Source organism: Sediminivirga luteola (assembly GCF_014639315.1).
GTDB classification, from domain to species: domain Bacteria; phylum Actinomycetota; class Actinomycetes; order Actinomycetales; family Brevibacteriaceae; genus Sediminivirga; species Sediminivirga luteola.
Genome location: NZ_BMFY01000003.1, coordinates 183,225 through 208,981, shown reverse-complemented (window position 1 = coordinate 208,981; position 25,757 = coordinate 183,225). Strand labels below are relative to the sequence as shown.

Sequence of the window (25,757 nt, the reverse complement as noted above, 5' to 3'; positions counted from 1 at the left end):
TCCCTCATGCGATGCGGAACATGCACGTCTATCTCGAAACCTACACAGCGCCAGGTGCAGCATCCAGTGCTGGTGGATTACGCAAGGAAAATATGCGCAAAAGTATCTTGATGTCGAGATAAATACTACCGCTTCGCGGCCGCCGGCACAAAGCAAGGCGAGCCTGCTCGGCGGGTCAGGACCCGGTTCTCTCCAGCAGCGCCGCGCATTCGACGTGTCCCGTGAGCGGGAACAGATCGAGCACTTCGAGGTGGGAAAGTGCGTAGCCGCGGGGCGCGAAATACGCAACGTCGCGGGCGAGTGTGGCCGCATCGCAGGAGATGTATACCACGCGGTCCGGCTCGGCCGCCGCGATCGCCTCCACCACGGCGCGTCCGGCGCCGGCGCGGGGCGGGTCGAGTACCACCGTATCCAGTCCGCGCAGCGTCTCCGATGTGCCCAGGACGTCCTCGATGCGCGCGTTCTCGAACCTGGCATCCGCGCCCATCGCGGCCGCGTTCCGCCGGGCGGCGCCGACGGCTGCGGCGGAGGCCTCGATGCCCAGCACCTCGGCCCCCTGGGATGCCAGGGCCAGACCGAGGAGACCCGCGCCGCAGTAGAGATCGGCCACTCGCTGCCCCCGCACCGGGCCGGCCAGACTCAGCACCCGGTCGGTGAGCACGGCCGGCGCATGCCCGTGCACCTGCCAGAAGCCGTCGGCGGGGACGCCGAGCTCGATGTCCGGCAACTCCGGGACGGTCAGACCGCGCCACGGGCGTTCCCGCAGCACGGGCTCGCCGTGAAGCAGCCTGGAGCCTCCGGCCGCCGAGGCGGCTCCGGTACGGTGCGCACCGCGCCGGGTGCCGCGGCCGCCGGCGCGGTGCCGGAAGCGGGGACGCTCGGTTCCGGCGCGCAGCACCGACAGGGCCCTGCCGGCCAGCTCGTCGGCGATCTGCGCGATCCGGGCTTCCGGTGTGCCCGCTGCGGCATGCAGCACCGCGGCCCCCGGGCTTGCCGCGGCAGGTGCAGCGATCTCGATGCCGGTCAGCCCGCGCAGATCGACTGCAGCCAGATCCAGTGCCTGAATGGCGTGGCTCGCCAGGGGCGGACGACGCAGCGGGACCACCTCATGGGAACGGGAACGACGGGCGCCGATGTCGCCTTCCCCGGCGACGGCCAGCTGCACGCGGGTCCGCCATGCGGTCTCCGGGAACGCCGCCGGCGTCGTCCCCGGCGGGAGCGGCTCGCTCGCCGCCTTCCCGGTCAGCACGCCGGCCACGTCGATCCCGGCCAGACGCCGGAACTGCTCGGTCACCACGGCGGCCTTCAGGCGCCGGGACTCGTCCAGCGAAACGTGCGCGTATTCCATGCCGCCGAACTCCGTCTCGGGGCCGGCGGCGAACTCGCCGCGGCGATCCGGCACCCGGTGCGGGGAGGCGTCGAGCACCTCGACCACCTCGGCCCGCAGGAACCGCTCCGCGCGGGAACGGCTTGCGTCCTGAACCCGCGCCCGCACCCGCTCGCCCGGCAGACCCCCGGTGACGAACACGACCCTGCCCTCGTGCCGGGCGACGCAGCGGCCGGCATCGGCGGGCTTGCCGAGGGTGAGTTCGAGCACCGCCTCGGAACGGCCGGTCACCGGCGCCTCATGACCGTGCGTTCCGGCGACGCAGAGCCAGCCAGGTGACCCACAGCATCAGGGCGAACAGCGGCAGTCCCATGGCCAGGCGGAGCGTGCCGAGGACCGCGACGTCGTCGGCGAAGTAGAACGGCAGCTGGACGGCGATCCGCAGCGCGAAGACGCCTGCCCAGGCCCAGGTCAGGATCGTCATGATCCGGCGCAGCGAAGGGTCCTCGCGCCAGCCGGCGAAGTCCGGCGAGATCATGCCGGCCAGGACGCCGATGAGCGGGTGCCGCAGCGCCAGCGAGGTGAGCAGGAGCAGGATGCTGCCGGCGTTCGTCCAGAAGCCCAGGACGAAGTAATCGCTGGCCTCTCCGCTGCGGTAGGCGATGAAGGCGCAGGCGGCGACTCCGAGCAGGCCGCCGATGGCCTGCGAGAACGGCCGCCGGCGGATCAGGGAGACGGCCATCAGCAGCACTCCCGCGCCGATGGCGGCGATGAGGGCCGGAGCCAGCTCATGCAGCACGCTGTAGATCACCACGAAGAGCGCGCCGGGCAGCACCGCGGAGACGATGCCCCAGCCGCCGCCGATCGCCTCGTAGACCGATCCCTCCGCGGCCCGGGCGAGTGAGGAGTTCCGGGCCGCCTCCTCCAGCCGGTCGACGGAATCCCTGCCGCCGGTGCCCTCGTCACCGGCCGCGGCCGGGCGCGCCGGGTCCCCCGTGTCCGTCATGGTCAGCGGACTTCGGTGATCTCGGGCCCGCGTTCGAACGGGTCGATGTCCTCGCCCTTCTCCGCGGCGTCCTGGGCGCCGTCCGCGCCCTCGGTCTGCTGCTTGGGCGGCGTGAGCGGCAGGAGCTCACGCGGGGGCAGCGGCTCCTCGCCCCGGTCCACCACCACCCCGCGCAGCAGCGAGACGATGTGAGCGCGTGCCTCCTCGTCGGTCAGTGCCTTGCCGCCGATCACCGCGCGCAGGAACCAGCGGGGGCCGTCGACTCCGGCGAAGCGCGCCAGCCGGAATCCCTTGCGGCCGTCCTTGGCGGTGGCCGGGATCTTCGCCAGCAGCTCCCTGCCGATCTCGGTGTGCAGCTCACGGGCCTCGCCGCCCTGGGCCGCGATCGACTCCTGCAGCTGACCGCGCACCACGTTCCAGAGGCCTTCGGAACGGGGAGCGGCGAACGCCTGCAGCTGGAGGGTGGACTTCTCGCTCACGACGGTCACGGACATGATCCGCTTTGTCTTGTCGTCCACGTCGAGGCGGACCTGCATGCCGTGCCGGACGGGCAGCTTGAGCGCGCCGAGGTCCAGGCGGGGCTGCTTCTTGCCGTCCTCGCCCGTCGTCTCGGGCGCCTCCGCACTGTCGAAGGGGCCCTTCTCACGGCGGTCGAGCGGTGCCGATTTGGCGTGCAGTTCCTCATCGGCGTCCTCCTCGTCGGCGTCCGCCGTGTCCTCGGCGTCGCTCTCCTCGTGGAGTTCCTCTGCATCCACTGTGTCCGCTACGTCAGCGGTCTTGCTCTCCTGTTCCGGCGGTGTGCTCTTCGGCCGGCGGAATGCGTCGAACAGGCCCATCGTCAAGGCCCTCCCTCTCATCGTCTTCTCGTGCTTCCCGTGCGCGCGGCCCGCTGTCAGGCCCGGTCCCGCTACATCTGAGCGGTCTGTGCCTGACCGGTCTGCGTCCGGCCAGACTGCGTGCCGTTACTCGTGAAGCCTCCCGTGGAACCGAAGCCACCGGTGCCCCTGCTGGTGGCGCCCGGCAGCTCGTCCACCTCGATCAGCTCGGGCGACTCGACCCGCTGGAAGACCAGCTGCGCGATGCGGTCGCCAGGGTGGAACTCCATCGTCTCGCGCGGGTCAAGGTTGACCAGCGGCACCTTGATCTCACCCCGGTACCCCTCGTCGATGGTGCCGGGTCCGTTGAGTACCGTGATGCCGTGGCGCGCGGCCAGCCCCGAACGGGGATGGACGAATGCCGCCCATCCGGCCGGCAAGGCGATGGCGATGCCGGTGGCGGCGGTGTGCCTCTCCCCCGGTGCCAGGCTGAACGCCTCCACGGTGCTCAGATCCGCGCCCGCATCGCCCGGGTGGCCGAAGGCCGGCGGGGTCGCCCCAGGGTGCAGTCGCGTGAAGCTGACGGTCGGCTGTTGTTCTGCTGTCACAGACTCCGACTCTAGCGGATGCCCGCCCGGCCCCGGGAGGCCGGCGGAGCGGGCGCGGGCCGCGCGGGCCGTCATGCCGGATCACCCGGCATCAGCGGGCAGTCAGGACCGCCGGATAGAATCGTGTTCCGTGCCCAAGGAAACCACTCGCACGCCCGTGTACCGGGAACGTCTCTGGCCGTCCGCCTGGATCGCACTGCTGGGCGCTGCCATCGCCGCCCTGTCCGCGCTGATGGCCGTGCCGATCGGCGCCGGTCCCGCCATCGCCGCCGGGGGCGCCGCGGCGATCGTGACCGCACTGGTCCTGCTCCGGTCAGCGGCAACGGTGAGCGTGACCGACGCAGAACTGCGCGCCGGTGCCGCGCACATCGAACTCCGGCACATCTCCGCCGCCGAACCGCTCTCCGGCGACCAGGCCCGGGAAGCGCTCGGCCCGGGGCTGGACGCCCGCGCCTTCCTGCTCACCCGCCCCTGGGTGCGCAGCCTGGTCCGGGTCTATCTCGATGATCCGGCCGATCCCACGCCTTACTGGCTGCTCAGCTCGCGCCGGCCGCAGGAGCTCGCCGCCGCGCTGGGTCGGCCGGCCCGCTGACCCATCGGGACCCACTGACCCATCGGCGATCCGGTGGCGCCTGCTCCAGGTCCGGCCGCACCGCCTGATAGCGCGCCTCGCAGGCGGCGCGTGAATGCGAGCCAAGACGACGAAAGGGGGACGGGCCGCGATGGCCGTCCCCCTTTCAGCCGCGGCGTTCCGCCGCGGCCGAGTCTTCAGGTGTGTCTTTGCGTTCCTCGTGCGTCTGCCTCTTCGCCGCGCGGGTCAGGCGCAATCCCGGCAGACCGGGTTGCCGTCCTCGTTCATCACGAGCTGCGAACGGTGCCGCACCAGGAAGCACTCGCTGCAGGTGAACTCATCGCTTTGCTTGGGGAGCACGCGGACGGAAAGCTCTTCATTGGACAGATCCGCACCCGGCAGCTCGAAGCTGTCCGCCGCGACCGCCTCATCCTCATCGACCTGGCTCGCCTGCCGCTGATTACGCTGCGCCTTCAGCTCCTCGATCGAGTCGCTGCGGATGTCCTCGTCGTTCTTGCGAGGCGCATCGTAGTCGGTTGCCATGAAACTGATCACACTCCGCACATAGTCTCGTCGTTCCAACCCCGCCTGCGGGTACCGGTGAACCCTCTGGAGATCGCACGGTGAACACCGCACTGCCGCACGATATTCCGCGAAGATCCCGGTCCTTTGTTGCATGGAACGTGGCCGGCGAAGCCCGTGATCATACGCGGCACCCTTGCGAACGCTTCACAAATTGTGCCCGTGATCAGGGGAAAGTGCAACACGGGCTCAGGGTCCTGCCAGGCTTGTCCCAGCACCCGGGATTGTCATCGGGGGTCTATGCTGGCAACGTATCGTGAAGCAGCGCTGCGATGGCACTTCGGCAGAGTCGCTCCCGTGCCTGGACAGGCGACGTGAACGCAGCGGCTTGGCGCCACCCACGCCGAATGCCCCATCGAGAAGAGGTGACGTGACATGAGTGAGTTCGAAGCCGGCATCGACCAGCGCATCGAACTCGTGCGCGCAGAGCTTGCCAAAGCACGCGCCGATGAGAACGACTACCTGGAGGAGCTGCTGATCAGCGAACTCGAATCACTCATCGAGCTCGCCGAGCGCAATGACCTGGACACCGGTCAGATGAAGCAGGTGCTCACCGCCGAGACGGGGGCGATCCCCATCATCGAGGAGCCCGGAGAGCCTGGACGCGAACCCCAAGCGGGCTGAGAAGGCCTCTCGCAACCGTACGACGAGAAAGCGCCGTGCACGGACGGATCCGTGCACGGCGCTTCGCGCGTACCGGTCTCAGCCAACCGGTCAGGCCCGGTCAGGGTGCCGTTTCACCGCGCATCTGCCGGGCGCGCTCGAACGCCAGGTCCACCAGACCCGACACGAATTCCGGGTCGGTGCCCACTGTGGCGGCACGTACATAGGCCAAGCCCTGTGCCGCAGCGGTCTGGCGGGCTTCGGTGTCCAGGTCGAACTTCACCTCCATGTGGTCGGAGACGAAGCCGATCGGCACCACCAGCACGCCAGCGGCCCCGGCCGTGGCGAGTTCCTCCAGGCGGTCGTTGACGTCCGGTTCGAGCCACGGGTTCTGCGGCGGTCCCGAGCGCGAGCAGTACACCAGTTCGTGCGGCCATTCGATGCCGGCGGAGGACAGCTCCGCGGCGAGTTCCTCGATCACCTTCAGGTGCTGCTCGCGGTATCCCAGGCCGTACTTGCGCGAGTCCTCCTGCATCGGCAACGGGATCGAATGGGTCACGTAGAGGATGTGAACATTCTCACTCAGGTTCGCCGCGCTGCCGGCGCCCATGGCCGCGGCCAGCTCCTCCGCCGCCTCACGGACGATCCTGCGCTGGGTCCGGACGAAGCCGGGATGGTCGAAGTACTGCGGGACGGCGTCGATGCGGACGTCCAGGCCCTCCTCGGCCAGCGCCGCGGTGGCCCGCGCGAAGTCCTCCTGGTACTGCTCATAGGACGAGTACGAGTAGTACGCGCTGGTGGTGACCGCGAGGAACCGGCGGGCACCGCCCTTCGCGGCGGCTCTGAGCTCATCGGTGAGGTAGGGCTCCCAGTTGCGGTTCCCCCACAGCACGGGCAGGGTCACGCCTCGGCGCCGCAGCTCGGACTCCAGGGCCGCCCGTAGCGCGATGTTCTGCTCGTTGATGGGACTCTTGCCGCCGAAGCCGTAGTAGTGCTCGCCGACCTCGACCAGCCGCTCCTCCGGGATGCCCCGCCCGGCGGTGACATTCCGCAGGAACGGCACGACGTCCTCGGGCGCATTGGGCCCTCCGAACGACATCAGTACCAGCGCGTCATAGGGGGCGAGGGCGTCGGAACTGTCCCTGGACGTGGTCTGAGCGGCTCCGTCCGTCTGCGCGGATGCCGAGTGGAAGTCGGTCGTCATGTGGCACTATTTTACGCGCTGTAGAGCGCTGGGCCGAATGCGCCCGCCGGCTGCGGCCGGCGGATCGGCGACTCGCCCGGGCTGCCTCCCAGGCGAAGGCTCCTTGTTCTGGCACCATCGTAAAGAAAGCACCGATGGGAAAGGCACCTCCATGTCCGTACTCACGCTTCACGAAGCGGATCAGGACGGCACGCACCTGCTGCTGCACGACGGGGACGGCACCGAGTACCGGCTGCCGCTCGACGAGGACCTCTTCGCCCTGGTCCGGCGCGCCCGCGCCGGCCGTCCCGGTGCGCCCGGCGACGGCGAGTCGGCGGCAACCGGCGACGCGGTCCGGCCCAAGGACATCCAGGCACTCATCCGCGCCGGCCTGAGCGTCGAGGACGTGATCGCCGAGACCGGCGCCGACCGGTCGTTCGTCGCGCGGTACGAGGGCCCCGTCTTGGCCGAGCGCGCCCACATCGCCGAGCGGGCTCGCCGTACCCGGGTCTATCCGGAGAACCGTCCGGAGGGGAACCCCCGCCCGCTGCTCGACCTGTGCACCGAGCGCCTGAGCATGCGCGAGGTCGACCTGGAGACGATGTCCTGGGACGCCTGGCGCAGGCAGGACGGCAAGTGGACGGTCGAACTGTCCTTCGAGGCGGCCGGACGCCGGCGCGCCGCGGAGTGGCTGTTCCATTCCGGTGCGCTGACCCCGCAGAACGAGGAGGCCCTGTGGCTCTCCGACGGCGGCCCCTCCGACACCGGGCCGATCCCGAGCTACGGCCCGGCCGGCGAGCGGGTGTTCAACATCCAGGCCGATGAGGCATCCGCCTCGGGCGTGCGCGCCGCGGAGGACCGGACTGCCGGCGGCGACACCCACGCCGCCGAGACCGGTCGCATCCTGGAGCAGCTGCGCCAGCGCCGAGGCCGCCCGGTCTCTGAGCGGGGCGCCGATCCGGCCGATACACCCGAGGGCGCCCCGGGACAGGACTTCCGCTCCGGACGCGTCTCACGGCACGGGATCCTGCACGCCGTGCAGGAGGACACGACGGGTTTCACCGACGATCCGGACCGCATGCCCGGTGCGCACGCCGCCACGCCGGAGGAAACCGGCGAGGCGGAGATCTTCGCGCTTCCGCGCCCCGGGCAGGAGAAGGGCCGGCCGGGCGCCGGGACGCTGCAGGACCAGCTCTCCCTGCTCGATGAGCCGGGCATGGCCTCCGAGGACGTGGCCGCCGACGAGGGCAACGCGGCCCCGGATGAGGCGGGCGGCGGGTACGAGTCCGCCAAATACGACACCGTCCCCATGCGGGACGAGACCGGGCAACTGGACGCCCTGCGCGGCACCGGCGAGGAGCAGACGCCGGAGCCGGCTCGCGACACCGTGCCCCGGCGCTCACCCGCCGAGGAGACCGAGGAACGCCCCCGCGGGCGCCGCGCGAGCGTTCCCAGCTGGGACGAGATCATGTTCGGCGGCAAGAAGGACTAGGCCCGGACCGGCGCCCGGCCCAGCCTGACCCGTGCATCGGCGGGGTCGGCCAGGCGCTCGTCGTGCGTCACGAGCACCGTCATCCGGGTGCGCTCGCCACCGGCCATGCCGTCCCGGAGGCGGGACATCATCGGCATCGCGGTCTGATCGTCCAGATGCGCGGTCGGTTCGTCCAGCACGATCACCTCGGCGCCGGTCAGCAGGGTCCGGGCGACTGCGAGGCGCTGGCGCTGGCCACCGGAGAGCAGCGAGCCGCCCGGGCCCACGGGGGTGTCCAGGCCCTGCGGCAGCGCCGCGGCGAACTCCCCGAGCCCGGCCTCCGCCAGGACGCGGAGCATCCTGGCCTCATCGGGCGCCTGCGCGGGATCGCGGGCCAGGAGCAGATTCGCCCGCACGGTGGAGTCGAAGACATGTGCCTCCTGCGGGCACCAGGCGATCCGTCCGGCCAGCTGCGCCGGCGCGAGGCCGCGGGCATCCGCGCCGTTGAGTTCGTACCGGCCGCGGCTGGGTGGCAGGAAGGCCAGGATCACGCTGAGCAGCGTGGTCTTGCCCGAGCCCGAGGGACCGGTCACGGTCAGCCAGTCGCCGGGCGCCATCCGCGCCGTCACCCCGGAGAACGCCTCGTCCGGGGCACCGGGCCAGCGGGCGGCGACGTCCTCCAGAACGAGTGAGCGCACCGGTGGCACCCCGGGACCATCACCATCGGCGGGCTGGGCGGACTCGTGCCCGGCGGACTCGTCGCGCAGTGCGCGGACGCTCAGCAGCGCGCGACGCAGCCGCGGCCAGTGGTGCACCGCGGCGATGCCGTCGATGCACACGTCGACGAAAGCCAGCGGCACCAGCACGCATACGGCCAGAAGTTCCAGCGGCAGCGCGCCGGCCGCGGTCTCCGGAGCCAGCTGCCAGAGCATGGCGGCTGCACCCAGCAGGCACAGCAGCACCGCCCAGGCCTGACCCAGGCCGGCGGCCGCCGCCACCCGCACGGCCTGCCGGCCCGCCTCCCGGTCCCGGCATGCGAGCCGGGCGAGCACCCGCTCAGCCGCGCCTCCGGCGACGAGGTCCTCGCGTGCGCCGAGGAACGCCGCCCAGTCTCGCAGCAGCGCCAGCCGCGAGGCCTGCGTCCGCACCCCGGCCCGGCCATCGGCGGCCATCGTGATGAGGCAGCCGCCGAGCACCGCGCCGCCAGCGGCGAGCAATAGGACGGTCCCTGCCGCGGGGGCGATGAAGGACAGCCCGCCGGCCGCACCGAGCGTGAGGAGCACGCCGCTGAGCAGGGGCGTGACGGCGCGCGGGGCCAGGTCGCGGACTTCGTCGACATCGGCGATCAGGCGCCGCAGCGCGACCGGTCCCCGCAGCAGCTCGCGGTGCGCGGGGCCGCGGCGCACCAGGGCGTCCCAGACCCGCAGCCTGAGCGCCGTCATCGACTGCAGGACGGCATCGTGCAGCAGGAGCCGTTCGCAGTACCTCAGCACGGCGCGGGCCAGCCCGAAGAACCGGACCCCCACGATCGCCACCAGCAGCATCATGATCGGGGGCTGATATGAGGCACGGACGATCAGCCAGCCGGAGACCGCGGTGAGCGCGATCGCCGCCGCCGCGGCGCCGATGCCGGTGAGCACCGCCAGGAGGAACCGGGGGCGCCAGGGCTGCAGCACCGCGACCAGTTCGGCGAGCAGGTCACCGGGGCGGCCCGCAGCCGGGGGCTCGTACCGGGCGGGCCCGCGCAGGTCCTCGTCCGGGGCGAGCGGGCGCTGCGGCACGGGTTCCGCCGCCGATGACCCGTCCGGCAGCTCCGGGGTCTCTGTGGCCTCCCGCCCATCCTGTGCTCCGGCGGCGTCCACGCTGATGGCCCGGTCGGCCACCGCCGTGACCGCGGGATCGTGCGTGGCGCTGATCATCGTGACTCGCCCGCGCAGATCCGCCAGGGCGCGCAGTACCAGCGCGGCGGCGTCCCGGTCGAGGTGCGCTGTGGGCTCGTCCAGCAGCACCAGACGTGCCCCGCCGTCGACGCGCGCCAGGACGCGGGCCAGGCCCAGGCGTCGCTGCTCGCCGGGGCTGAGCGCCGGGACCGGCCGGTCCGGGTCCACGCCCAGATTGCGGATGACGGCGCGGGCCCGCGTACGGTCCCAGCCGGCGGGCGCGTAGGCGAGGACTTCCTCGGCCGCGTCGTCGGCGAGGAAGCGGGGTTGCTGCGGGAGCAGCACGGTCTCGCCCGGCGCCGGCATCCCGGTGAGCTCCCCGGAGACCGTGATGCCCGGTCCCGGCCGCAGCGAACCGGCCAGGATGGTCAGCACGCTGGACTTCCCGCTGCCGGAGGCGCCTCGCAGCACCAGGTGCTCCCCCGGTGCCACCGTGAAATCCAGTCCGCCGACCACCGGGTCGCGGCGGTCCGCGAAGCGCAGCTCCAGGTCGCGCACGGCGAGCGGTTCGCCGGCATGCTGACGCGGACGTCCCCCCGCGGCGGACGGGCGGGAGGCGAGCACATCGCGTAACCGCCGGTACGCCGCCATCCCGTTCTCGGAGGCGTGGAACGCCGCGCCGAGCCGCCGCAGCGGGGTGAAGCACTCCGGCGCGAGGATCAGCACCATCAGGCCGGTCTGCAGGTCGAGGTGCCCGTACACCAGCCGGACGCCGATGAACACCGCCACCACCGCCACCGAGATGGTGGCGATGAACTCCAGTGCCAGCGCGGAGATGAACGCCACCCGCAGCGTTGTCATGGTGGTCGCCCGGTAGTCACCGGCCAGCCGTACGAGCGTCTCCCGCTGGGCGCCGGCCCGCCCGAGGCCGATCAGCACCGGCAGGCCTCGCACGAGCTCGACCAGGCTGCGCGAGAGCCGGTCGAGCGCGTCCTGGGCGTCCTGCACGCGATCCTGGGTGTAGCGCCCGATGAGGATCATGAACACCGGCACCAGCGGAAGGCACAGCACGACGATGAGCGCTGAGACCCAGTCGGCTAGGACGAACCGCGCCACCAGGATCGCCGGGACCGCCGCCGAGGCGAGCATGGCCGGCAGGACAGCGGTGAAGTACTCGTCCACATCGTCGAGGCTGCGGGTCGCGGCGATGGCGAGCCGGCCCTCCCCCAGCGGGATATCCCTGCCGCCGCCGTCCACCACACGACGGGCCAGCCGGGCCCGGAGCGACTCCTTGACCCCGGTGGCGGCGCGGGCGGCGACCAGGCCGGTCAGCCAGGTGGCCGCGGCCCGGAGCGCCGCGCCGCCGACCGCCAGGAACAGGGCGCCGGTGATTCCGGCGGCGCGCTGCTCCGGGGTCCCGCCGCCGGCCAGCAGCCCGGTCAGGCCCCGGGCGAGTCCCTCCGCGACCAGGATCAGGGCCAGCGCCTGCGCCGCGGCCAGGACTCCGAGAATCCAGAGCGAGCGCAGTCCCGCGGGCGAAGCGCCGGCGAGGGCCAGCGGGCTCTCCGGCCGCTCCCGGCCCCGGGCGCCGCTCATGGCTGCGCACCCCGGATGGCGACCGGGATGACGTGCGGCTCGGGGATGTGCGCGGTGCTGATCCGGCGGCGGAAGACGCGATAGCTCCAGATCTGGTAGGCCAGCACCACGGGCAGGCCGATCGCGGCGACTACCGCCATGATGGTCAGGGTGTAGGTGGAGGACGAGGCGTTGTACACGGTCAGATCGAAGGCCGGATCGAGCGTGGAGGGCATCACGACGGGGAACACATTCGTGAAGATGCTCGCCACGCCCGCCAGCAGGAACAGGCCCTGGCAGACGAAGGCCCGCTTCTCCGCCCCGCGCGCCAGGTTGACCCAGGCCGCCGCGGCCAGGGCGGCGGCCGCGCCGATCAGCAGCCAGCCGACCGTCTTGCCGTTCTGCGACTGCACCAGCAGCGCCCAGCCCACCAGCGGGAGCAGCAGCACCGGGCCGAATCGCACGGCGGCCGCGCGGGCACGGTGCCGGACGTCGCCGTCGGTCTTGAGGGTGAGGAAGTACAGGCCGTGCAGGACGCTGAAGCCCAGCACGCCCAGGCCGCCCAGGATGGCGTAGGGGTGCAGCCAGGCGAAGGGTCCGCCGGTGTTGTCGCCGTTCGCGTCCAGCGGGTAGCCGGTCGTGGTGACCGCGAGCATCGCGCCGACGCAGAACGCGGCGACCCCTGATCCGATGGCCATCGCATTGGTCCAGAAGGACCGCCATGCATCGGAGTAGCCCTTCCCCCGGTACTCGATCGCCACGGCGCGGAAGATCAGTGCCAGCAGGGCGAGGGTCAGGGGGAGGTAGAGGGCGGAGAACAGCGAGGCGTACCAGAGCGGGAAGGCCGCGAAGGTCGCGCCGCCGGCCGTGAGCAGCCACACCTCGTTGCCGTCCCAGACCGGCCCGATGGAGTTGAGCAGCACGCGTCGCTCCTTCTCGTCGCGGGTGAAGAGCTTCATCAGCACGCCGACGCCCAGGTCGAAGCCTTCCAGGAAGAGGTAGCCGAGCCAGAGCACGGCGATGAGGACGAACCAGATGACCGGGAGCGCTTCCATCGTGGTCCTTTCGTATTCGGTGGGCGGTGAGTCAGTAGGCGAAGGAGAGGACGTCGTCGTCGCTGTGGACCTCGGGTTTCTTCCGGGTCTCGGCCAGCTCCGGCATGGCCGCCGCGACCCCGCCGCGGCTGTACTTCATGAGCAGCTTGAGCTCCACCACCATGAGCGCGCCGTAGACGCTGGTGAGGGCGATGAGGGAGAACAGCATCTCCCCCGCGCTCACGCCCGGCGAGATGGCCGCCTGGGTGAACAGGAACACGCCGTCGACGCCGGTCGGATTGGGCGCCACCACGAAGGGCTGGCGGCCCATCTCGGTGAAGATCCAGCCCGCGGAGTTGGCGATGAACGGTGCCGCGATGCCCCACAGGGCGAGCCTGGTCAGGCGTTTGCTGGCCGGCACCGTGCCCTTCCGCGTCGCCCACAGGGCGTAGGCGGCGCCGAGTGCGGCGAGGATGCCGAAGGTGATCATGATCCGGAAGCCCCAGTAGGTGACGATCATGAGCGGCTGGTAGTCGATCTCCGCGCCGGCGCGGTCGCCCAGGTACTCGGCGCCTGGCAGGTGAGTGCCGTAGGCCTCCTGGTACTGCGGGATGAGCGTCGAGACGCCTTCCACCTCGGTGTGAAGATCGCCGTTGGCGAGGTAGGACAGCAGGCCCGGGACCTCCAGCAGGTGGAAGACGTCATCGCAGTCGTTGGAGGAGATGTCGCCGATGGACAGCACCGAGAAGTCCGTGGTGTCCTCACAGGCGGCCTCCGCCGAGGCCATCTTCATCGGCTGCTGCTCGAACATGATCTTCGCCTGGATGTCGCCGGTGACGGCCACCCCCGCGAACGCGACCAGCCCCACCCAGGCGCCCAGCCGCAGCGAACGCCACCAGACGTGGTAGTCCTCCTTGTCCCGGCCGGGGACGTCGGGGGCCTCACCGACCACCACGCGGCCGGTGGCGTCGACGGTGTCGATGCCGTCCACGCGGCGCCGCCACAGGTGGTACCAGGCGATGCCCAGCAGGAACGCCGCACCGACGGCCACCGAGCCGAAGATGGCGTGGCTGAAGGCGGCCAGCGCGGTCTCGTTGGTGAACACCGCCCAGGCGTCGACCATCCGGGGGCGGCCGTCGATAAGCTCGACGCCGACCGGGTGCTGCATCCAGGAGTTGGCCACGATGATGAAGTACGCCGAGACCCAGGAGCCGATGACCGCGCCGTAGAGCACCGCAAGGTGCAGGCGTTTGCTCAGCCGGTCCCAGCCGAAGATCCACAGGCCCAGGAAGGTGGACTCCAGGAAGAAGGCCAGCAGTGCCTCCATCGCCAGCGGGGCGCCGAAGACGTCGCCGACGAACCGGGAGTACTCGCTCCAGGCCATGCCGAACTGGAATTCCTGGACGATGCCCGTGGCCACGCCCATGATGAAGTTGATCAGATAGAGCTTGCCCCAGAACTTGGTGCCCCTTAAGTAGCGTTCCTTGCCGGTGCGCATCCAGAGCGTCTGGAACACCAGCACCAGGAGCCCGAGCCCGATCGTCAGCGGCACCATCCAGAAGTGGTAGACGGTGGTGATGCCGAACTGCCAGCGGCCGATCATGACCGGATCCATGCGTACCCCACTTCGTATCGCAGGAGGGCGGGAACCGCCCGACTTCTACATCGTGTAGAAGTTCTTCTTCTACGAAGTGTAGAACTTCTGGCGCGGAAGTTCTATCCGTCGTAGAATTGTGTCGACGGGACCCGAGACCAGGAGGATGCGGACACACCGTGGAAACGCTTGGAGAGCTGGAACGCAGCGTCATGGATCAGCTGTGGGCGGCCGAGGACGGCCTGACCGCGGCGGAGATCCGGGAGTCGTTCGCCGACCGCGACCTCGCCCTCACCACCGTGCATACGGTGCTCTCGCGGCTGGAGAAGAAGAAGTTCGTCACCCGCCGCCGTGGCGAGCGCCCGCATCGTTACCGCGCCGCCTCCTCCCGCGAGGAGCACGTGGCCGAGCTGATGAGTGATGCTCTCGGCCAGGCCCCGGACCGCGAGGCCGTGCTGGCCCGGTTCCTGGGCACCGTGGACAAGGAAGACACTGCCCTCCTGCGCCGGCTTCTCGGTTCCAGCTGACCGATCCCGACGCACGCCCTGCGCACCTCGGGGCCGGCGGATGGCCCGGTCGCTTTCGCTCGAAGGCCCCTCTCTCCCTAGGATTGGACCATGTTGGTCATCGGAGGGCTGCTGGCCGTGCTCGCGCTGCTGCTGGCCTGGCCCGTCCCCCTGGCGCTGCATCGCCGACGCCGCACCACCTCGGACCCGCTCGCCTATCTGGTGCTGTGGCAGTCCATCGGCCTCTCCGGCGGCCTGGCGCTGATCGGCGCCGTCATCGTCTACGCGCTGGCCCCGCTGGGCGGGAATCTTCCGGCGGCGGTCCTGGCCCTGCGCGATCACCGCGCCCTGATCGACGGCGGCACGATGCCCGCGCTGCGCCTGATCCTCCTCGTCCTGGGCCTGCTGTATCTGGCGCACCTGTGCCTCATGCTCGCCTACTCCGCGTTCCGCGCCCAGCAGCAGCGCCGCCGGCACCGGGCCCTCCTGACCGTCCTGACCACTCCCGACGCCGATGACCCGCACACCCGTATCCTGCCCACCAGCGCCCCCGTCGCCTACTGCCTGCCCTCGGGTGGCACACCCACGACGGTGCTCTCCACCGGCCTGGTCAGCCTGCTGAACGAGGCGGAGCGGCGCGCGGTCGTGGAGCATGAGACGGCGCATCTGCGACTGCGCCACGATGTGCTCATGCTGCCGTTCCTGGCCTGGCGCAAGGCGAGCCCGGGCTTCTTCGCCCCCAAGGCGGCGCTGGCGAGCGTGCGCGAGCTGATCGAGATCATGGCCGATGACGCCGCCCGCCGGCGCGTGCCGTGCGAGGATCTGCGCAGCGCCATCGAGAAGACCGCCGCGGGCGAGGACGGCGGCCTGCGACCCGATGTGCGCTACCGGCTGCAACGGCTGTCAGCGCCGCTCCCCCAGGTGAGCCTGCGCACCCGGACGACGCTCATCGCCGCCGCGGTTGGGCTGTTCCTGGTGCCCACCGTGATGGTCCTCGGCAGCGGTCTCTACCTGTAGCGCGGGAAGGGACCGCAAGGCGGAAGCCGCCGCCCCGGCGGCCCGAGCGCCGGTCGTGCCGGATGCGGTCTCAGGCGTCGATGCGGTCCGCGTCCAGGCCGGCCGCGCCGGTCACGATGAAGTCCTTCCGCGGAGCGACCTCGGAACCCATGAGCAGTTCGAAGACCCGTTCGGCGTCCTCCGCGTCGGTCATGGTGACACGGCGCAGCGTGCGCAGGCTCGGATCCATCGTCGTTTCGGCCAGCTGGTCGGCGTCCATCTCGCCCAGTCCTTTGTACCGCTGGATCGGCTCCTTGTACCGGGTGCCCGAGCGTTCGAGTTTCTTCAGCAGCGCGGTCAGCTCCGCGTCGGAGTAGGTGTAGACGTACTCATTGGGCTTGCCCCGGCCGCGGATCACCTCCACCCGGTGCAGCGGCGGCACCGCCGCGAAGACGCGCCCGGCGCCGATGAGGGGGCGCATGTACCGGAAGAACAGGGTCAGCAGCAGCGTGCGGATGTGCGCGCCGTCGACGTCGGCGTCCGTCATGATGACGACCTTGCCGTAGCGGGCGGCCGACAGATCGAAGCTGCGGCCGGAACCGGCTCCCATCACCTGGATGATGGCTGCGCACTCGGCGTTGGCGAGCATATCGCCGACGCTTGCCTTCTGGACGTTGAGGATCTTGCCCCGGATGGGGAACAGCGCCTGGAAGTCGGAGTTGCGGGCCGGGATCGCCGTGCCCATCGCGGAGTCGCCCTCCACGATGAACAGCTCGCTGGACTCGACGTCCGTGCTGCGGCAGTCCCGCAGCTTGGCCGGCAGCGAGGAGGACTCCAGTGCCGTTTTGCGCCGCTGGTTCTCCTTGTGGGTGCGGGCCGCGATGCGGGATTTCATCTCCGCGACGACCTTCTCCAGCAGCACCGAGGACTGCTGCTTCAGCTGCCGCTTGGAGCTGGTCAGCAGGGCGGTGAGTTCCTGCTCCACGGTGCGGGAGACGATCTGCCGCACCGCCGAGGTGCCCAGCACCTCCTTGGTCTGGCCCTCGAACTGAGGCTCGGCCAGCCGGACGGTGACGACCGCGGTCAGACCGGCCAGCACATCGTCCTTCTCCAGCTTGTCCTTGCCCATCTTCAGCCGCCGGGCCTGGGCCTCGGCCTGTTTCCGCACGGTCTTGAGCAGCCCCTGCTCGAACCCGTTCAGGTGCGTACCGCCCTTGGGCGTGGCGATGATGTTGACGAAGGTCTTCACCCGGGTCTCGTACCCGGTCCCCCAGCGCAGCGCGATGTCCACCACGACCTCGCGCTCCACGTCCGTGGAGACCATGTGCCCCTTGTCGTTGAGCACCGGCACGGTCTCGGTGAAGGTGCCGGCGCCCTGCAACCGCCAGGTGTCCGTGAGCGGCGGATCGATCGCCAGGTAGTCGGCGAACTCGGAGATGCCGCCCTCGTAGTGGAAGACCTCTTCCACCTCCGGCAGCGGCTGGCCCTCCTCGTCCCGCTGGACTCCCCGCCGGTCGCGGACGACGATCTGCAGCCCGGGCACCAGGAAGGCGGTCTGGCGGGCGCGGTCGGCCAGCTCGGCATAGGAGAACTGCGCGGTCTTGAGGAAGATCTGCGCATCGGACCAGTACCGGATCCGGGTTCCGCTCACGCCGCGTTTGGCCTTGCCGACGATCTTCAGTTCGCTGGATTGCTCGAAAGGGCTGAACGGCGCGTCCGGCGAGGGACCGTCCTTGCCGTCGCGGAACTCCCCCGGCTCGCCGCGGCGGAAGGACATCTGGTGGACCTTGCCGCCGCGCGTGACCTGGACGTCCATCCGCGCCGAAAGCGCGTTCACGACCGAGGCGCCCACGCCGTGCAGGCCGCCGGCGGCGGCGTAGGAGCCGCCACCGAACTTGCCGCCGGCGTGGAGTTTCGTCATGACGACCTCGACGCCGGTCAGGCCCGTCTTGGGCTCGACGTCCACCGGGATGCCGCGCCCGTCGTCGACCACCTCGACCGAGCCGTCCGGGTGCAGGGTGATCTCGATCCGGGAGCCGAACCCCGCCAGGGCCTCGTCCACCGAGTTGTCGATGATCTCCCACAGGCAGTGCATGAGGCCGCGGGAGTCGGTGGAGCCGATGTACATGCCCGGGCGCTTGCGCACCGCCTCGAGTCCCTCCAGGACGGAGAGGTGCCGTGCGCTGTAGGATTCGGCCGCCGCCACTGATCAACTCCTCGTATCGTCTCGCGCTGCGTCTTCGACGTGTTCATCGCCCTGTCCTAGGGCCCTCATCACTCTACTGCGCGGGACGGACAGAGCCCGGGAAGGCGCGCCCTGAACGGGCATGCCGGGCGCGCGGGCTCATGACAGGATTCAGCGGGGGGCGAACGCAGGGCTTCCAGGCCTCCGCGGAGGAATAGCTGCCGCCCTATTCGTGCTAGAACGGTGAGACAAGGGATACCCGATTCTGGAGGATGCCATGCCGACCCTCGCCGCCGATGCCTCGCTGACGGCCGCCGATCGCTGCGATCAGTGCGGGGCACAGGCGTATGTCCGCGTCCAGCTGAGCAGCGGCGAACTGCTGTTCTGCGCCCACCACGGCCGCCGGCACGCCGAGGCCCTGGAAGCGCGGGACGCGAAGATCCACGACGAGTCCGGGCGCCTGCAGGCCCAAGACGCCTGAGATCGCCGAACCGGCCCGGACAACCGATGAGCCCGAGGATGGCGGTCGCACTCTGTGCGGCCGCCATCGTCATTCTCACCTCAGGCTGCGCGGCGACCGCCAGCCCGCAGACCCGCGCCGAGGCCTCTCCTGGCGCGGCCACCACAGCGGCCGGGCAGGACGACGGAAACGACCGGGACCGCTACGGTGATCCCGCGGGCGAGGAGAGCCCAGCGGCGCCGGAGGAGCATCCAGCGACTGCACTAGAGGGCATGACCATCGCGATCGATCCCGGGCACAACGGCGGCAACGCCGCCAATCCCGGGCAGATCAACACGCCGGTGCCCGATGGCAGGGGCGGCCAGAAAGCCTGCAACACCACCGGCACCGCGACGAACGACGGCTGGCCCGAGCACGTGTTCACCTGGGAGATGGCCCAGCTCCTACGCGAAGAGCTCCAGCAGCGCGGTGCCGAGGTGGTGCTCAGCCGGGAGGACGATGAGGGCGTCGGCCCCTGCGTCGACGAACGCGGCCGGTTCGCCGGGGACGCGGACGCCGATGCCCTGCTGAGCCTGCACGCGAACGGCTCCGAATCCGCTTCCGCCCAGGGTTTCCACGTCATCGTCTCCGATCCGCCGCTGAACGAGGCACAGGGAGAGCCCTCCGAGGCGCTGGCCCGGGCACTGGCCCTCGCTCTGGAGGACGCCGGCCGGCCGATCAACACCGCCTACGGCGCCGACGGCATCTCCCGCCGCCCGGATCTGGCCGGCCTCAACCACGCCGAGGTGCCCGCGGTGATCCTGGAACTCGGCGAGATGCGCAATGCCGAGGAGGCCGCGTTCCTCCGCAGCGAGGAGGGCCAGGAGATCCTGGCCCTGACGATCGTCGGCGGCCTGACGGAATGGGCCGAGGCGACCGTGGCCGCCGGCGAGGGGTGAGCAGACGGTAGTGCAGACAGTCGGCAGAAGGTAGCGCAGAACGCCCATAAACGGTAGCGCAGGCCAAGGGCAGCGGGCTCAGCCGGCGTAGGCCTTCTGCAGTCCCTGTGCGCGGGCCGCCTGGAAGGTCTCGTGCTGGGCGTCTCGCAGTTCGATGATCTCCGAGGGGGTTGCGTGCTGCCCGCTGCCGCTCACGATGACGACGAACGTGACCCGCTCGTCCTCGGGCCAGAACGCCTGCAGCCTGGCTGCGGCGTTCTCGGTGGGCGCCTGCACCTTCATCGGCGTGTACTGTGCCGGGTCGCCGGAGGCCAGCCGCCGCCACGCCTGCTCGGGGTCCTCGTTCAAGGCGAGGGTCAGCGAACGCAGCGGCCTGCCGTCGCGCAGCCGCCACTCCCGCACCTGGCCCGCCAGCCACAGCATCACGCCGGGCGCAGCCACCGCGATCACCGCGCCGATCACGCCGAGGCTGATATTACCGCCGGCGAAGCCGATCACCGCGATGACCAGCGGTGCGACGGGCGCGGCCGCCGCCATCGTCCGGAAGAACCTGGCCCGCTGAGGCGAGGCGACGAGTTCGAACTGCTCGGGTCGCCCGGAAAGGGCCGGGTCACCTTTGAGAGCCATGAGGACTTCTTTCACTTAATAGGAACGGGTCATTGGTCTCGGCCTGAACCGTCCGGAACATCGCCGGGCGCGGCAGGGTCGTCAGCCGGGCGACGCCGTGGAAGCGGCTCCGGCGGCGGGTCGTTCGGATGGGATATGCCCGGCACGCCCCATCGCGCCCGCTTCCCGTGGTCCACGCGCTGCTGGCTCCACACGACGTACATCAGGAACAAGCCGACTGGGATGAGCACGATGCCGAGCCACCACCACGGGCTGCCCTGACGGGCCGCGACCAGCAGGCCGGGGATGAGGAACAGCAGGGGGACGAGCAGGCTCAAGGCGCGCACGGAGGTGACATTTGCAGCATAGTGCGCCCGGTCGGTGTTCAGCATATTGTCCTGGATGACCCGCTCGGGCATGAAGAACGCCGCAACCGGCAGCACCACGGCCACGCTGAGGATCAGGCCGGCGAGCAGGGCTCCCAGCAGCCCGATGAACACGCTCAGTCCCAGCCACCCGAACACGGAGTCCCCGGCCGCCGGCAGCGGACCCTCCCAGCTGGTCGCCGGCCAGGGCCTCGCGGCGAATCCGCTGCGTACCGGCGACAGCAGGCCGGTCAGGAAGGACAACGCCGCCAGCCCCGGCACCGTGACGAAGGGCACCGTCATGGTCCGCCACAGCGCAGCCATCACCACGCCGAGCTCCTCATCGGGGCGCCACAGGGACTGCGTCACGGCCCAGGCGGTCACGGGGACGGGTGCCAGCACGACGGCGGCAGCCGCCGGCAAGGCGTATGCGTCCGGACCGAAGCCGGCAGCGCAGACCCCCGCAACCGTCACGAGTGCGGCAGCGGCCCACACGGCAAGAGCGGACGGGGAGAGAAGCCGCCTCAGGAAACCGTCTTGCGGCCCGGTAACGGCAAGAGCAACCGGCCTGGGGGCCGGCGCGACGGCCGCCGCCACCCGCCTGCGGAACGCACCGGCGGCCTCCTGGCCGGCCGCCTCCAGGCGTGGCCGCCGCATCACGACCACCAGCCAGAGCGCGGACATGACCGTCAGGCCGGCAGCGGCGAGCGCACCGAGGTACCCGGAATCGGACGGCCCGGCGACGCCATAGCGCAGCCGCATCCATGCGCCGCTGGCACCGTAGGCCGAGGCGATGTATGCCATCAGCAGGAACGAGACGATGCTGACCAGCACGGCCATGCCGGCAGTGACGAACGCCAGTGCAGGTCGGCCCGTTCCGCCGGCGCGGCGGATGCGCCATGCCAGCCATAGCAAGAGGACGCAGGCGAAGAGGTGAACGATCAGCGCCGCGAAGAACGGCGCCGGGGAACCCCAGGGTGCCGTTGCCCCGACCGCGAACGGCACTGCCGGGCAGCCCAGCAGCACCGCCAGAGACACCAGGAACGGCGCCGCGCCAGGCGCGGGGACGCTCCCCGGCTCGTTCACGGGGCGGGGGGATCCGGGGGACGGCTGAGTCATGATGCGCTCATCCTAAGCCGATGTCCGCCCCGTCCCTCAGCCGTGGCCCGCGACGCGCCGGAAGACCGCGTGCATGGGCACGCGCCGCGGCGCGCTTCCCGGACCTCGCGGCGCCGACGCGGGATCCTCAGCCCTCCATCAGCACCGCGCCGAGGCGCCCAGCGGCCGCGGCCAGCTCCCCGGCCGCGCGTTCCACCAGCGCGTCGTCCATCCGAGGGACCGGCCCGGAAACCGAAAGCGCCACATTGGCCCCCGGATCGACCTGATCGGCGGAGAACACCGCGACCGCAACGCAGCGCACGCCGATCTCCTGCTCCTGATCGTCCAGCGCCCAGCCACGGTCCCGGACCAGGGCGATATCAGCCAGGAATTCCCGGACGCCGGTGCGGGTGTGCACGGTGTCGGCGGACATGCCGGTGCGCTCGAGCACGGCGCGGATCTCCGCGTCCTGCTGTGCGGCCAGCAGCGCCTTGCCCACGCCGGTGCTGTGCAGTGGCGCGCGGCGGCCCACCTCCGTGAACATGCGCATCCGGTGCGGCGAGGGCGCCTGGGCGACGTACTCCACGCTGTCTCCCGCCCGCACCGCCAGGTTCGCCGTCTCCCCCAGCGCGTCCACCAGTCCGGCGAGGATCGCCTCGGCCTGGCCGCCGATGAGGCTGTGGGCGGTGGCGCCCAGCGGCGCCAGGCGGAAGCCCAGGGCGTACCCGCGGTCCGGCAGCCGGCGCAGATACCCCCGTTCCACCAGCGTGCCGGCCAGCCGGTGCAGCGTGGCCACCGGGAGCCGCGTCTCCTGAGCCAGGCGGCTCAGGCTCATGGCCCCGCCATGCGCGGCCAGGGCTTCCAGCACATCCAGGACCCGCTGCACCGACTGGACTCCGCCGCGTTCGGCCATGCCCGCCTCCCCGCGCCGCTTCTGGCCGGCGCTGCTGTCCACTGGGTCACTGTTCACTGGGTCACCGTTCACTGAGAGACTGTTCACCTCAGACCCTGTTCGTTGAGACCGCGTTCGTTGAGACCGCCGCCGTTCGTTGACACCCCCGAACCCGGCCGGTTAGATTCACTTCATTCCATCATGCAAATTAGTTTTTCCGCAATACGGAATAAATGAGGCATCGCGAGGGGGCGTCATGACCGAACGCATCACGGTTCACGGACTGCAGGTGGCCGCGGCACTGCACGATTTCACCGTCCGGGAGGCGCTGCCGGGCACGGGCGTGGACGCCGATGCGTTCTTCGGATCGCTGGCCGGGATCATCGCGGATCTGACCCCCCGGAACGCCGAGCTGCTGCGCATCCGCCAGGAGCTGCAGGAGCGGCTGGACACCTACCACCGCGCACACCCGGGACCCATCGCCGATCCGGACGGCTACCGCGCACTGCTGGAGGAGGTCGGCTACCTGGCACCCGATCCCGGTCCCGTCCAGATCGATCCTGAGGGCATCGACCCCGAGGTCGCACAGGTCGCGGGCCCCCAGCTGGTGGTGCCGCTGCTGAACGCGCGCTTCGCCATCAACGCCGCCAATGCGCGCTTCGGCTCGCTCTACGATGCCCTCTACGGTACCGACGTACTGAGCCGCGACGGCGATCTGGCGCCCGGCCGCGAGTACAACCCGCGGCGCGGCGCGGCCGTGATCGCACGCGGCCGGGAGGTGCTGGACGAGCACTGGCCGCTGGAACACGGCAGCCACGCTCAGGCACGCGGCTACCGCATCGCCGAGGGACGCCTCGTCGTCGACCTCGACGAGGGCAGCACCGGCCTGAGCGACCCCTCCGGCCTCGCCGGCTGGCGCGGCCCGGTCACCGGACCTGACGCCGTGCTGCTGGTGCACCACGGACTGCACGCCGAGCTGGTCATCGATCGCAAGGGCCGGATCGGCGCGGACGACGCCGCCGGGATCGACGACATCCTGCTCGAGTCCGCCGTCACCACGATCATGGACCTGGAGGATTCCGTCGCGGCGGTGGACGCGGAGGACAAGACCCTCGGGTACCGGAACTGGCTCGGGCTCATGCGCGGCACGCTCACCGCCGAGGTGGCCAAGGGCGGTGAGACGTTCACCCGCACGCTCGCCGGCGACCGGCATTACACCGCACCGGACGGCAGCCCGCTCACCCTGCCGGGGCGCTCACTGCTGTTCGTGCGCAATGTGGGCCACCTGATGACGACGGACGCCGTGCTGGACGCCCAGGGCAACGAGGTGCCGGAGGGCATCCTCGACGCGATGTTCACCACGCTCGGCGCGCTGCACGATCTGCGCAATCCCGCCGGGCCGCGCAACTCGCGTAGCGGCAGCGTCTACATCGTCAAGCCCAAGATGCACGGACCCGCGGAGGTCGCGTTCACGGTCGAGCTGTTCCGGCGGGTGGAGGACGCGCTCGGACTGCCGGAGGGAACCCTCAAGATCGGCATCATGGACGAGGAACGGCGCACCAGCGTGAACCTGCGTGCCTGCATCGCCGAGGCGGCCGGCCGGGTGGCCTTCATCAACACCGGCTTCCTGGACCGCACCGGCGACGAGATCCATACCGCCATGCATGCCGGGCCGTTCAAGCCCAAGGCCCAGCTGAAGAGCGCCCGCTTCATGCTCGACTACGAGGACCGCAACGTCGATGCCGGCCTCGCCAGCGGCTTCGCCGGCCGGGCCCAGATCGGCAAGGGCATGTGGGCGATGCCGGATCGCATGGCGGAGATGCTGCAGGCCAAGCGCGCCCACCCGGAGGCCGGCGCCTCGACCGCCTGGGTCCCCTCGCCGACTGCCGCGACGCTGCACGCGCTGCACTACCACGAGGTGGACGTGGCCGCCCGGCAGCGGGAACTCGCCGGCCGCGAGCCGCTGGGCCTCGACGGCCTGCTCACGCCCCCGCTGGCGGAGCCGGGCGAGCTGGAGGAGATCGACATCGAGCGGGAGATCGATCTGAACGTGCAGTCGATCCTCGGCTATGTGGTGCGCTGGATCGACCAGGGCGTCGGCTGCTCCAAGGTCCCCGACATCCACGATGTCGCCCTGATGGAGGACCGCGCCACCTTGCGCATCTCCAGCCAGCTGCTGGCCAACTGGCTGCTGCACGGCGTCATCACCGCCGAGCAGGTGGAGGCGAGCCTGCGACGGCTGGCGCCGGTGGTCGACCGTCAGAACGACGGGGACCCGGAGTACCGGCCGCTGCTGAGCGGCGAGGAGTCCGGCTCCGGCGAGGAGGACGTCGCGTTCAGGACCGCCCGGGATCTGATCCTTCTGGGGGCTCAGCAGCCGAGCGGGTATACGGAGCCTCTGCTGCACGCCCGCCGGAGAGAGAGGAAGCTGCTCGCGGTCGGGTGACGATACGGTCCTCGCCCAGGCGTACCAGCACGACCCCCGCGATGATCAGGACTCCGCCGACCAGCTGCAGCGGCAGGGGAAGCTCATGCAGCAGCACCCAGGCGTACAGCATGCCCGCGAGTACCTCGGTCAGCCCGAGGAAGGACGCCAGGCGGGAACCCAGTTTCCGCGCCGCCTCCACCCCGGTCCAGTACGCCAGGGCGGCGGTGATCAGCGCGAGGCCGGCCAGCGGGACCCACCACGGCACCTGCCATTGGCCGGAGGCGAACGTTACGTCGGCGGTGTTCCACTCCCAGGGCAGGACGCCGACGGCGCCGGCCAGCGCGAGCACCAGCCCGCCCAGCGTGAGGCCGGACCAGACCAGGACGAGTGGCGGCAGGCCGGAGCGTTCATCGGCGGAGAGGATGAAGAACGAGGCCAGGCCCAGCATCGCGCCGAAGGCCCATAGGACTCCGGGCAGGGTCAACGTCGGGGCGCCGCCGAGCAGGTCGAGCACCAGCACGAGCCCGGCCGCGGCGATGAGGGTACCCAGCAGGGTGCGTCGTCCGGGACGCTGGCCGTGCCGGAGCCACAGCCAGAGCACGACCGCCGCCGGGGCGGTGTACTCGATCAGCAGCGCCACCGCCACCGAGATCTCGCTGACGGCATAGAAATAGCACAGCTGCGTGGCGGCGACCGCGAGGAATCCGTAGCCGGCGATCAGCTTGAGATTGCGCCCGAGCAGATGCCAGCGCCCGCGCAGCGCCAGCAGCGCGGGCACGGTCAGCACGAGGGCCGCGCCGAGCACCCGGACGGCGACCGCGGCGCCGGGCGTCCAGCCCGCATCGATGAGCACACGGGCCAGCGGGCCGGAGAGCCCGAAGGAGATGGCAGAGGCCAGCGCGAAGACCAGCCCGATGCGCAGCCGGGCCGGGTCGAGGCGGGCAGCGTGCAGTCTCCCCGCCTCGGGTGTGGTGACGTCCATACCGCCGATGCTACTGCCTGACCGGGCGGGTATTCCCCGGCGGTGTGAGGGA

The 25,757-nt window shown here is 70.9% G+C and carries 22 protein-coding genes; 8 read left to right on the top strand and 14 right to left on the bottom strand.

Translation table 11 applies throughout. From position 1 onward, the window contains the following. Positions 1 to 175: 175 nt before the first annotated feature. The 4 genes from IEW13_RS04400 to dut form a co-directional block, all read right to left on the bottom strand. The gene (locus IEW13_RS04400) at positions 176 to 1,618 is read right to left on the bottom strand and encodes a class I SAM-dependent RNA methyltransferase (protein ID WP_188549719.1); all 1,443 of its coding nucleotides are present in this window, start codon (positions 1,616 to 1,618) and stop codon (positions 176 to 178) included. Positions 1,619 to 1,625: 7 nt separating this feature from the next. Beyond that, on the bottom strand, positions 1,626 to 2,333 hold the full coding sequence (locus tag IEW13_RS04395) for a DUF3159 domain-containing protein (RefSeq protein ID WP_188549718.1): 708 nt from the start codon (positions 2,331 to 2,333) through the stop codon (positions 1,626 to 1,628). Positions 2,334 to 2,335: 2 nt separating this feature from the next. Next, on the bottom strand, positions 2,336 to 3,169 hold the full coding sequence (locus tag IEW13_RS04390) for a DUF3710 domain-containing protein (RefSeq protein ID WP_188549717.1): 834 nt from the start codon (positions 3,167 to 3,169) through the stop codon (positions 2,336 to 2,338). Positions 3,170 to 3,240: 71 nt separating this feature from the next. Beyond that, positions 3,241 to 3,756 (bottom strand): dUTP diphosphatase, encoded by a 516-nt coding sequence (gene dut, locus IEW13_RS04385; RefSeq protein ID WP_229744929.1) that lies wholly within the window; start codon positions 3,754 to 3,756, stop codon positions 3,241 to 3,243. 130 nt (positions 3,757 to 3,886) lie between these two features. Between dut and IEW13_RS04380 the strand changes: the two genes are divergently transcribed. Then, positions 3,887 to 4,348 carry a DUF3093 domain-containing protein gene (locus IEW13_RS04380; protein ID WP_229744928.1) on the top strand — a complete coding sequence of 154 codons (462 nt, stop codon included), beginning with the start codon at positions 3,887 to 3,889 and terminating at the stop codon, positions 4,346 to 4,348. 225 nt (positions 4,349 to 4,573) lie between these two features. On the opposite strand, the gene IEW13_RS04375 is transcribed toward IEW13_RS04380, so the two are convergent. After that, complete coding sequence (locus IEW13_RS04375; protein WP_188549714.1) at positions 4,574 to 4,870, bottom strand: DUF4193 domain-containing protein; 297 nt, start codon at positions 4,868 to 4,870, stop codon at positions 4,574 to 4,576. Positions 4,871 to 5,284: 414 nt separating this feature from the next. Between IEW13_RS04375 and IEW13_RS04370 the strand changes: the two genes are divergently transcribed. Further along, positions 5,285 to 5,533 (top strand): hypothetical protein, encoded by a 249-nt coding sequence (locus tag IEW13_RS04370; RefSeq protein WP_188549713.1) that lies wholly within the window; start codon positions 5,285 to 5,287, stop codon positions 5,531 to 5,533. Positions 5,534 to 5,633: 100 nt separating this feature from the next. Here the strand turns inward: IEW13_RS04370 and IEW13_RS04365 are convergent, their stop codons facing one another. Further along, entirely contained in the window at positions 5,634 to 6,716 is a 1,083-nt protein-coding gene (locus IEW13_RS04365) for a ferrochelatase (protein ID WP_188549712.1), read from the bottom strand. A gap of 151 nt (positions 6,717 to 6,867) precedes the next feature. Here IEW13_RS04365 and sepH point away from each other — a divergent pair, with 151 nt between their 5' ends. After that, positions 6,868 to 8,187 carry a septation protein SepH gene (sepH, locus tag IEW13_RS04360; protein WP_188549711.1) on the top strand — a complete coding sequence of 440 codons (1,320 nt, stop codon included), beginning with the start codon at positions 6,868 to 6,870 and terminating at the stop codon, positions 8,185 to 8,187. Here the strand turns inward: sepH and cydD are convergent. From cydD to IEW13_RS04345, 3 genes are read right to left on the bottom strand one after another with little or no spacing between them, the layout of a single operon-like run. Further along, complete coding sequence (gene cydD, locus IEW13_RS04355) at positions 8,184 to 11,642, bottom strand: thiol reductant ABC exporter subunit CydD (protein WP_188549710.1); 3,459 nt, start codon at positions 11,640 to 11,642, stop codon at positions 8,184 to 8,186. The genes sepH and cydD overlap by 4 nt on opposite strands. Then, positions 11,639 to 12,676: a cytochrome d ubiquinol oxidase subunit II gene (gene cydB / locus IEW13_RS04350; protein ID WP_188549709.1), complete on the bottom strand. Its 1,038-nt coding sequence runs from the start codon at positions 12,674 to 12,676 to the stop codon at positions 11,639 to 11,641. Before cydB ends, cydD begins: the two co-directional genes overlap by 4 nt. Before the next feature lie 31 nt (positions 12,677 to 12,707). Beyond that, a complete protein-coding gene (locus tag IEW13_RS04345; RefSeq protein ID WP_188549708.1) occupies positions 12,708 to 14,270 on the bottom strand; it encodes a cytochrome ubiquinol oxidase subunit I in 1,563 nt (520 codons plus the stop codon). Positions 14,271 to 14,428: 158 nt separating this feature from the next. On the opposite strand from IEW13_RS04345, the gene IEW13_RS04340 reads away from it, so the two are divergent. Both IEW13_RS04340 and IEW13_RS04335 read left to right on the top strand, forming a co-directional pair. After that, positions 14,429 to 14,776, top strand: a complete 348-nt coding sequence (locus IEW13_RS04340) for a BlaI/MecI/CopY family transcriptional regulator (RefSeq protein WP_188549707.1) — start codon at positions 14,429 to 14,431, stop codon at positions 14,774 to 14,776. Between the two features lie 90 nt (positions 14,777 to 14,866). Then, complete coding sequence (locus tag IEW13_RS04335) at positions 14,867 to 15,772, top strand: M56 family metallopeptidase (RefSeq protein WP_188549706.1); 906 nt, start codon at positions 14,867 to 14,869, stop codon at positions 15,770 to 15,772. Between the two features lie 70 nt (positions 15,773 to 15,842). Here IEW13_RS04335 and IEW13_RS04330 read toward each other — a convergent pair whose 3' ends face one another. Then, on the bottom strand, positions 15,843 to 17,957 hold the full coding sequence (locus IEW13_RS04330) for a DNA gyrase/topoisomerase IV subunit B (protein WP_188549705.1): 2,115 nt from the start codon (positions 17,955 to 17,957) through the stop codon (positions 15,843 to 15,845). A 256-nt stretch (positions 17,958 to 18,213) separates the two neighbouring features. On the opposite strand from IEW13_RS04330, the gene IEW13_RS04325 reads away from it, so the two are divergent. After that, positions 18,214 to 18,417, top strand: a complete 204-nt coding sequence (locus tag IEW13_RS04325) for a DUF7455 domain-containing protein (RefSeq protein WP_188549704.1) — start codon at positions 18,214 to 18,216, stop codon at positions 18,415 to 18,417. A 38-nt stretch (positions 18,418 to 18,455) separates the two neighbouring features. Then, entirely contained in the window at positions 18,456 to 19,334 is an 879-nt protein-coding gene (locus IEW13_RS04320; protein WP_229744927.1) for an N-acetylmuramoyl-L-alanine amidase, read from the top strand. 78 nt (positions 19,335 to 19,412) lie between these two features. On the opposite strand, the gene IEW13_RS04315 is transcribed toward IEW13_RS04320, so the two are convergent. The 3 genes from IEW13_RS04315 to IEW13_RS04305 all read right to left on the bottom strand — a co-directional run bounded on the left by IEW13_RS04315 (position 19,413) and on the right by IEW13_RS04305 (position 22,316). Beyond that, positions 19,413 to 19,961 carry a hypothetical protein gene (locus IEW13_RS04315; protein ID WP_188549702.1) on the bottom strand — a complete coding sequence of 183 codons (549 nt, stop codon included), beginning with the start codon at positions 19,959 to 19,961 and terminating at the stop codon, positions 19,413 to 19,415. Between the two features lie 29 nt (positions 19,962 to 19,990). Continuing rightward, entirely contained in the window at positions 19,991 to 21,424 is a 1,434-nt protein-coding gene (locus IEW13_RS04310) for a hypothetical protein (protein WP_188549701.1), read from the bottom strand. Between the two features lie 127 nt (positions 21,425 to 21,551). Next, complete coding sequence (locus IEW13_RS04305) at positions 21,552 to 22,316, bottom strand: IclR family transcriptional regulator (protein WP_188549850.1); 765 nt, start codon at positions 22,314 to 22,316, stop codon at positions 21,552 to 21,554. Between the two features lie 235 nt (positions 22,317 to 22,551). Here IEW13_RS04305 and IEW13_RS04300 point away from each other — a divergent pair, with 235 nt between their 5' ends. Then, a complete protein-coding gene (locus IEW13_RS04300; RefSeq protein WP_188549700.1) occupies positions 22,552 to 24,741 on the top strand; it encodes a malate synthase G in 2,190 nt (729 codons plus the stop codon). On the opposite strand, the gene IEW13_RS04295 is transcribed toward IEW13_RS04300, so the two are convergent. After that, positions 24,632 to 25,705: an EamA family transporter gene (locus IEW13_RS04295; RefSeq protein WP_188549699.1), complete on the bottom strand. Its 1,074-nt coding sequence runs from the start codon at positions 25,703 to 25,705 to the stop codon at positions 24,632 to 24,634. The genes IEW13_RS04300 and IEW13_RS04295 overlap by 110 nt on opposite strands. Positions 25,706 to 25,757: the final 52 nt, after the last annotated feature.